This is a genomic window from Moritella dasanensis ArB 0140, assembly GCF_000276805.1.
Taxonomy (GTDB): domain Bacteria; phylum Pseudomonadota; class Gammaproteobacteria; order Enterobacterales; family Moritellaceae; genus Moritella; species Moritella dasanensis.
In genome coordinates this window covers 1-9,275 of record NZ_AKXQ01000048.1, presented here as the reverse complement: position 1 = coordinate 9,275, position 9,275 = coordinate 1, and the positions used below count along the sequence as shown (strand labels likewise).

The following is a 9,275-nucleotide window of genomic DNA, read 5'->3' as shown; positions in this document are numbered from 1 at the left end:
ATGTTCTTCCGTGTCATATCTTATATCTCAGTCATTTAAAGTCTCTTAATAGTAACAAGTCGATAATTCATTATCAAATCATCGCCTTCTTGAGCGCTTTAAATAGTTCTGTTTTGTGCGCTAAAACTTATAACATATCTATAGTTATCTCATCGCTACCTTTGATGCTGAACTTGGTTTAACAGTACGGTATCACGATAATTAATTATCTGATTATTACCGACCCCATTAAACGATGATTTCATATCAGGCTATAAAGTGATGGGAAATATTACTTAACGCAACAACACCTCTCACTCATAACGACCTACCTTGTTTAAAGTTCAACTGCGCGATAAAGCACACTGACCTTTTATCTAACGATCAAAGGAACACAATATGTATGGTTTTTAATGATCCAACCAGACTATATAATGAATGATGAAATATAATTAATTTTAGGAACCAACAACATGTACATGATAGTGAAACATACCCATCTAACTTTAATCGCGCTGACGTTTATCTTTTTCATTATTAACTTTGCGTTAACCATGAAAGGATCTGACAAGGTTAATCATAAATTACTAAAAATTGGACCACATATTTTATATGCCCTTTTTATCTGTACCTTTATCTATTTGGTCATAGTAAATCCACTTAACTTGTATCCTTTTGTTAATGGCTGGGCGTCATCTAAATTAGCAGGGTTCGTATTCTATGTATTGTCTATTACGCTTGCACTCAAATGGGCAAAAAAAACAGCGTGGCGAATTGTGGGCTTAATTAGTGCTATCTTTTGGTTATTCATGACCGCGCGACTTGGTTTTGCTGATCACATTAAAATAAAAGGCATGAGCGAAGAGACGAATGCTTTTATTGAGTTAACGCAGACTTCGCTGGCTGCTGTTTGCTAGCTTTTTCAATCCGAGCTAGATTTTTTAATCCGAGCTAGGTTAACAACCCGTTCTATTTTGCATTTATTGAAGCTGAAAAGGAATATCAAGCTATGAGTGCAGATAAGCCACGTAAATATTCACAAAAAATCGTCGATGGTGTAGCACAAGCCCCTAGTCGCTCTATGTTGAGAGCCGTTGGTTTTGGCGATGAAGATTTCAAAAAATCACAGGTTGGCATTGCCTCAACTTGGTCAATGGTAACGCCCTGTAATATGCACATCAACAAGCTTGCAGAAGAAGTGGGTAAAGGTGTTGATAGCGCGGGCGCTAAAAGCGTTATTTATAATACCATTACGATGTCGGATGGCATTTCAATGGGCACAGAAGGTATGAAGTATTCTTTGGTATCACGGGAAGTAATTTGCGATTCCATCGAGGCTGTCTCGGCAGGCATGGGACACGACGGTATTATCGCGCTTGGCGGTTGTGATAAAAATATGCCAGGGTGTTTAATGGGACTTGCACGCCTTAATCGGCCTTCTATTTTTGTCTATGGTGGCACCATCATGCCTGGTGAAGATCATACCGATATCGTTTCAGTATTCGAGGCGGTAGGCAGTTATGCCAACGGTGACATTCCTATCACTCAATTAGATCATATTGAAAAAACAGCGATTCCCGGACCGGGCTCTTGCGGTGGCATGTATACAGCGAATACGTTAGCCTCAGCGATTGAAGCTTTAGGCATGAGCCTGCCTAATAGCTCTGCGCAAAATGCAATTTCAAAGCAGAAAAAACAAGATTGTGTCGACGCAGGAAAAGCGATTGTTCACTTGCTTGAACATGATATTAAACCCTCAGATATTATGACCAAAAAAGCATTTGAAAATGCCATCACGCTCATCATTACCTTAGGAGGCTCAACCAACGCGGTACTGCATTTAATTGCCATGGCAGACACGGTAGGGGTTGAAGTGACATTAGATGATTTTGTACGCATTGGTGAAAAAACGCCAGTGGTTGCTGATTTACGTCCTAGTGGTCAATATCTAATGTCTGAGTTAATTGAAATCGGCGGCATTCAGCCTTTGATGAAACGGTTATTAGATGCAGGTATGTTTCATGGTGATTGTTTGACCGTAACAGGCAAAACCATGGCCGAAAATTTGGCTGAGGTTGCTGATTATCCTGACGGACAGGTTATTATTTTACCTTTTGATAAACCCATTAAAAAAGACAGCCACTTAGTTATACTCAGCGGTAATTTAGCGCCTGAAGGTGCGGTTTCAAAAATCACAGGTAAAGAAGGCTTAAGCTTCACAGGTACAGCTAAAGTATATGACTCCGAAGAACAAGGTTTTTCAGCCATTATGGATGGACAAGTCGTCGCCGGTGATGTGGTTGTTATTCGCTACGAAGGACCAAGAGGTGGCCCTGGAATGCGAGAAATGTTGAGTCCTACAGCTGCTATTATTGGCAAAGGATTAGGCAACGATGTTGCACTCATTACAGATGGACGTTTTTCAGGTGGCAGCCGAGGTTTTGTTGTAGGGCATATCACGCCGGAAGCATATGAAGGTGGTGCCATTGCGTTGGTAAAGAATGGCGACAGTATTACCATTGATGCAGAAAATCGTGAAATGACGCTTAATATTAGCGACCAAGAAATGACTCAAAGGAAGTCTAATTGGAAACAACCAGCACCTAAATATACACGTGGGTTACTCGCAAAATATGCAAGAACAGTAAGCTCTGCATCAACGGGTGCGGTAACCGATAGGCCAGATTAAAGTAATTATATTTAAGTTAAAAAAATTTAACGACATTAAAATACAATTTAAACATACTCATTGTTTGGCTATCGTATCGCCGTCTTTAGCCAGACAATTAATGAGTGATGTCGTTATATTACCCGCACTGCGGTATCAAAAAAACTTGGCATTAACTACTTACGGGAACGTTCGTTACCAACTTAAAACTCCCTATCATGATGGAACCACTACACCCAGTAATTTGGTTTTTTGTGTTGGCTTATTTAGGTATGGCTGAATAGTTAGTTTCTAAAATTACTGAACCGCACATTTTTATCTGACTAGATTGGGCGGATAAAACATAATGAATATCCCGCTGAATTTTATGCCTCTAAATTAACGTTTACATAAGTGCAAGTCACTTATTTCTTTTATATGTTAATAAAATCGACCAAATAATTTCAATTCACTAAAAAATACACGAAATACGTATGTAAATCGTAATTCAATGCAATAGTATATCTAATGAATTAAATTAATCTATGTTGAAGATTAAAGACTCAGAATTAATTTTTATTGCTATATTATGGCTATTTTAACAATGTAAAATTGTTAAAATAATGTAACAAGCGCTTACTTTAACTACCTTTGGAGTAAATAACCCAATTTATATGCAATTAAAGTGAATGATTATTTATTAAGCGGCTGGCGGCGTCAAATACATAAGTAAAACTAATGCTTATTAATAATTTTTATCATTATTGCATGGTTATTTAATGCGCTACTATGTTCAACAGATGAGCAAATACATCACCCAGTTAAAACATAAATTATTAAATTCAGGTAGAGGCTAACATGTCACACGCAGCGCACATCAATATGATCCCACAAGATTTGGCTTTAGATAAAAAAGCTTATGCTGTTTCTATCAAAGGACTGATTAAACACACTAAAGACATTTTATTTAGTAATAAAAAAGAAACATCATTAGATATTCAATTAAAAGGCTTATCGCCGCATCTACTACGTGATATCGGTATGATGTAATAATTGACATTAATCTTTAAAACGCCAGCATTTGCTGGCGTTTTTTGTTTCTAGTATTAATAAATATTAACCGCCAGAGAGTAGATTTTTACCTATTGTCGATACCGTTTTTGATCTCGCGATTAAAGGCTACAAGATAAACGCATGCCTGTTATTTTGCCCTGCCCGCCAGCTTTTCAAATGTTCGCAATGTGCCAAGCCCAAGTAGTGCCACGACTAACTCCATGAGTTGATCCATTGGGATTTTAGGGCCAGTGCCACCAGCCCACTCTATTAACGGATTTAAGATGAAAGGAAAAGCTAGACCAATAGCGCATACCCAACCAATTGCAGGACGCCAACCGGCGACAAATAGTGAACGATGCTGAGCTTCAAGCTTATTAATCTCGGTCTGTAGAATGGCTGGTTGCTGCGCTATTTTATCGAGCACCGCTTGTGCCTGCATTCGTTCTTCATCATTAGTGAATATTTTATCCACTGCAGAACCCAATGCATCAATTGGCTGTGCAGCAGCGCCACCAAATAGTTTTGTCCAAAAGCTCATCGTCCCACCTAACTTCCATATTAAAGTACAACGCTCAATGATCTATCGGGTTCCGTACAAGTAGAACACCGACTGTCATATTCATGTATTAAAGCGTGTTATTAATGCTATTTTACAAAAAGGTAGGTACTAGATGTGACTTAAATTACAGTGGATGTTATGACTAACTAAGATCTACATTATTAGGAGGATACTAACTCCCCCTTAAAGTTGTTTCTGATAAACCCCTTCAGTGCCATCCACAATCTGAAAACCCACTTTGAGTAAGTAAGCTCTATGTTCCTACGTCGTTGGTTTAGCCACCAGCGTATTGACCCCTCTGTGTTTGAGTACATCGGGGTGCGACTTATAGTAATAATCCGCCAACTTAAAATCACGGTATTGGTTTCTCGAAGTTCATCTACCGTGGTCTGCCGTTCAATGTCACTCTGATTTGTTGAAATAAAATGCTCAAAATATTCAGAATGAACCGCTGCAACAATCAGCTTGAACTGTTCTTCGGTCGAATTAATTCGCCATAAGAAGTAAACAGAATAAAACCAATGAAGTTAATGACCCGTAGCTTTATTATTGATGTCATTGTCAAGGACACAAGTACAACTAGCGAGGCGAGATAACCAAACCACTCTACCCAATCGAAATCTATTTCAATGTCGTTATGTGTTTGTTTAGTATAAAGGTAGTATTGAATTGGCAATACAGTTGGATGACAGCCTAAACCATATCTGGACAACATTGGCTTAGAACTACCCCTCAAGAAGTGATAGGAGGCTTAGTGCTATTGTACAAACCGAGGTAATACGCATTAGATTTTGCAGCGCACGTGATTCCATTTACTCCCACTGCGCATGTTATGCGCAGTGGCGTTAGATCCTAATCTTGTAGAGCAATAAACTATTCCACTGCAAATGCGATAATCAAATCTTTACGACTTAATTCTTTTCCATTGATAGTAACACTACTTGCGATACGGTCAGTTCGATACTCCTTAACTTGACCCGCTGGCAACTCTATTCCCGTCAAATATCGGCGGTTTTTTTTATGAATAAGTTTACTTAATTTTGCTCGGCATGGGCGAGCCCCCCCATTGCCATTATAATAATCAAACTGGACTTCTACTGGTAAAATAAAACTTGGTATTTGTGGAGCGTTTTTTTTATATTCGCTCTCTAAAGGTCGATTATTTTTACGAATGTAGGTCATAAATTGACGTCGCGTGAATTCATTTTCATCAACATATATTGCCCCAGTTATTCTAGATAACCGAAACACACGATATTCTTGGCGTAATTGACACACACCATAAAGGTAATTATTTCCACTTTTATTTAAAACATGTGAAAGGTGTACTCGACGCTTACTTGTTTCCCCACTTTCTTTTTTATATTCAAATTCGACTTCAAAAGGTTCTTTATTCCAAGTGACTTTACAGCTCTCGATAAAATTACATGCACTAGTTTGAGAATGCAAAAGATCTGGCTGCGTTACGTTGCTCAACTTTTCAGAGGGTCTAGTTAAAATCGGTAATGTATTGTTGTACTTATGGGATTTAGCTAGATTTCGTATTTCATTTTCACTAACAATAATTCCTTTTGTTTTTAAATGACACACAATATCATCTGTTGATAACCCATAATTATACCAAGTTGGAATTAATTTTTTATATGATAAAAAAGACGGGTTTTTATACTTATAATCTTCTGGATTGTAACTCTTAGAATTAGGTTCAGGCGTATTTATTTTATTTTTACGTAACGTTTTAAGTCTGTTAAAATAATTAGGATAGAACAATTTTTTTAGCAGCTTAATGATAAACAATATGAATTCTACAAAAAATCTAAATGTGGGTCGTATGAACTCAAATAACCTTATTTTAAAAAAAATATATAATAAAAACATCAAAAATATGTAGCTTACAATCGAAGATTTAGATTTACCAATTTGATTGGAACTATAATTTGGACCATTATTATTGTTGCTCCCATCATACTTAAGATCTATTGGCTCAGCAGCCCGTTCACTACGTATACCCTTTATTTTTATATACATAGCTTGAGCATTAACATCACCTTGTTCAGCCGCCTTTTGGAACAACTTAACCGCCTTCTCATTATCTTTAAGAGTGCCATGGCTATTGTAGTACAAGCTACCTAAATTATATTGAGCTTTGGCATAACCTTGTGCTGCCGATTTTTGATACCACTTAACCGCCTCTTCATTATCTTCAAGAACGCCATTACCAAACTCATATGCAAATGCCAAATCATTTTGAGCTTTAGCATTGCCTTGTTCTGCTGCTTTTCTATTCCACACAACTGCTTTTTTATCATCAACAAAGACACCATCACCATTGGCATACATGACGGCCAAACTATGTTGAGAATCAGCATCAGCGTGTTCCGCAAGTTGTTTAAATATTTCAAATGCTACTTGATATTCTCCATGCTCATATGCAATATAGCCATCATTAAAAGTGGTTGATTGATCTAATATGTACTCATTATTTTTTATGTGAAATATTTTATTCATGATGAGCTTAGGGCAGCATCTAGGATCTTTTTCCTGATACCCTTTATGAGTAAGAACTAACCCATTTAATCTGAAATCAATTACTTCAGAAATCCCTTCAATATTAATAGTATCTAGAATTATATAGCTATCGTTAGTTTTTCTAATTAAAGAAACCTTCTCTCCTCTAGAATTAGCTACTTGGTATAACCAATGTATAGAAATATCTTTATTATTATGAATAAAATATTTTTTTAATGTTCCGGTTTCACTATCCAAAGCCGATCCTGTAGTACTCGGTATGTTTTGATCTGAAATGAATAGTGCAACTAAATTCGTGGGATTTGCATTTACCAAAGAGGGTATCAATAACATTAAAATAAAAAAGAATTTATAATTTGGCACTTATAAAATATCCATAGTTGTGTAGTGGTTCATTGAAATTAGCTTCCTAATTTAGATCTAGGGCTAAAACCGTCCCTGAACGGCCTATTGAGCATAAAGGTGATTATACGCACAAATTACGTAATCATTTCACTACTCAGGCAAAAAGTTCTCTCTAACGCTTATTTCCCCCCTTTAAAACCAATTTTAACCTGTAATTCTGGATGGACCATTTTTCAGTATTTTGGTAAATCTCACTTTCACGTTAACTTTGATTTAAAAGATTGCTTCTAATGTGTTTGTAATATGAGATACAAGTCGCTATAGGGAAGGAAATCGCGTGTGCAGTTGTGATATGACTAATCTCTTCACCCCTTCACATGAGAAAATATATGACAAACCGATATGATCATATGATGATTGATTAAATTATCTAGCTGCTTTGAGGCTTTTCGGCTTATAGCGACATCCTAAGCCATTCAGTGACAAGACCTTGTTAGTACACTTACTTCTATTTATAATTATTAAGATAAGGTTTTTATTGGAATATTCGATGCAAATGGCCACGTTCACGCTACCACTTCATTATAATGTGAGAGCACTGGTCAACTTTATTGTTCCTGCATAAGTATCACATCAAAAAATCAAATAGATAACATGACGCTAGATTATTAATAGTAAATATATTCTGGATAAAGGAACTAAAATGATCGACTTAAGCCGAAATATCAAAAAAAACACGAATAAAAATGATGAAATAGTTGAGGAATACACCATCGACTTAGTTAAAAGAAATACAAAAAACAGCACAAATAAGACAGCGTCAGCACCCATCACCCTAAAAAAAAGCATTGTTGACCTAACAAAGAAAGCCAAAGCCGAAATAGATAAACAAGGACTGGGCACAACTAAATCCCAAGTTGTATTAGTACTCGATATATCTAAATCGATGAACCGATTATTTAAAAGCGGCGTCATGCAGGAATTGATAGAAAGAATCCTCGGACTGGCCATTAATTTTGATGATGACGGATGTATCGATTTAATGCTTTTTGGTACCAGAGCGTACCAATTACCAAACGTTTCGGTAGACGATCTAGATTGTTATGTTGAGCGCGAGATACTAGCCAACTATTCGATTATAGAAGCAACGAGGTACGCGACAGCTCTTGAAATGATTAAAAATAAGTACCAAGGTAACAGCGCAGAACCAGTATTCGTCATATTTATCACCGACGGAAACAACTCTGACAAAAAAGAATCAACGGACTTAATAACAAATCTATCTAAAGAATCTATCTTCTTCCAATTTATAGGCATCGGCAAAGAAAGTTTTCCTTATCTGATGAAACTTGACGATTTACCTAACCGATATTTAGATAATGCAGGCTTTGCACACATCAATGACATTGCATCGATAGATGACTCAGCACTTTATTCGCGCTTACTTAACGAATATCCGGACTGGATAAAAAGCGCATCAGAAAAAGGAATGATCTAAGCACTCCACGATCCAAGAAAACGGGGCAAATTCGGCTTAGCGTTATTGCACTAAGCCGAAGGTAGACAACATTCGCTTAGGGTTACAGATCCATTCGATAGAAGTAACCATTAGATTTTGGCTACATAAAGACTTTTAACTGACGCTCTCGTTCACCATAGCATGCGTTGTTGTGTTGGTGGGAGTTGAAACCTGATTAACTATTGAAGCAGTAACTATAGCGTATTAACTCATTTTTCGAATCAAACTCGTAGGAGCCACACGTAGTAATAAATGCATAATAGCCCAAGGGTAACTTGGTACATAGCTATTAGCTTTTTCTTTATTAATTGCTTTCACTATCGCTTTACAACCCGCTTCAGCATCTATCATGAAAGGGGCTGTTTTTACTTTTTCATTCATTTCAGTGCGAATAAATCCAGGATGGACACAACTCACTTTGATTGGCGTATCCATCACGTCAATCCTAATGCCTTCAGTTAATGATGTTAGTGCTGCTTTAGTGGCTGCATACACAGTTAACGCACGGCGGAATCCTCGTACAGCACTGATAGAAGAAATAGTCACTAGATGCCCAGCATTTTGCGCCCTAAAGATTTCTAGCGCCGCTTCACACTGTGCCAGCGCCGCAATAAAGTTGGTTTGTGCTGTTTGCAGATTAG

7 protein-coding genes and 1 pseudogene are annotated in these 9,275 nt (G+C 37.1%); 5 read left to right on the top strand and 3 right to left on the bottom strand.

The window, feature by feature from the left end; all coding sequences use genetic code 11:
* Nucleotides 1-452: 452 nt before the first annotated feature.
* From A923_RS0121705 to A923_RS0121695, 4 genes and pseudogenes are all read left to right on the top strand, one after another.
* Nucleotides 453-896, top strand: coding sequence for a SirB2 family protein (locus A923_RS0121705; RefSeq protein ID WP_017223786.1), 444 nt, complete (start codon nucleotides 453-455; stop codon nucleotides 894-896).
* A 92-nt stretch (nucleotides 897-988) separates the two neighbouring features.
* Entirely contained in the window at nucleotides 989-2,668 is a 1,680-nt protein-coding gene (gene ilvD, locus A923_RS0121700) for a dihydroxy-acid dehydratase (protein ID WP_017223785.1), read from the top strand.
* A gap of 108 nt (nucleotides 2,669-2,776) precedes the next feature.
* Nucleotides 2,777-2,879, top strand: a pseudogene (locus tag A923_RS23335) (transposase); the annotation flags it as partial.
* A 605-nt stretch (nucleotides 2,880-3,484) separates the two neighbouring features.
* Nucleotides 3,485-3,676: a hypothetical protein gene (locus tag A923_RS0121695; RefSeq protein ID WP_017223784.1), complete on the top strand. Its 192-nt coding sequence runs from the start codon at nucleotides 3,485-3,487 to the stop codon at nucleotides 3,674-3,676.
* Nucleotides 3,677-3,827: 151 nt separating this feature from the next.
* Here the strand turns inward: A923_RS0121695 and A923_RS0121690 are convergent, their stop codons facing one another.
* Together A923_RS0121690 and A923_RS22670 are read right to left on the bottom strand one after the other, a co-directional pair.
* Entirely contained in the window at nucleotides 3,828-4,220 is a 393-nt protein-coding gene (locus A923_RS0121690; RefSeq protein ID WP_017223783.1) for a 3TM-type holin, read from the bottom strand.
* 894 nt (nucleotides 4,221-5,114) lie between these two features.
* On the bottom strand, nucleotides 5,115-7,133 hold the full coding sequence (locus tag A923_RS22670; RefSeq protein ID WP_017223782.1) for a WYL domain-containing protein: 2,019 nt from the start codon (nucleotides 7,131-7,133) through the stop codon (nucleotides 5,115-5,117).
* A gap of 685 nt (nucleotides 7,134-7,818) precedes the next feature.
* Here A923_RS22670 and A923_RS0121680 point away from each other — a divergent pair.
* Complete coding sequence (locus tag A923_RS0121680) at nucleotides 7,819-8,613, top strand: VWA domain-containing protein (protein ID WP_017223781.1); 795 nt, start codon at nucleotides 7,819-7,821, stop codon at nucleotides 8,611-8,613.
* A gap of 225 nt (nucleotides 8,614-8,838) precedes the next feature.
* Here the strand turns inward: A923_RS0121680 and A923_RS0121675 are convergent.
* Nucleotides 8,839-9,275, bottom strand: a 437-nt coding sequence (locus A923_RS0121675; RefSeq protein WP_017223780.1) for an SDR family NAD(P)-dependent oxidoreductase, incomplete at its 5' end; no start/stop codon positions are given.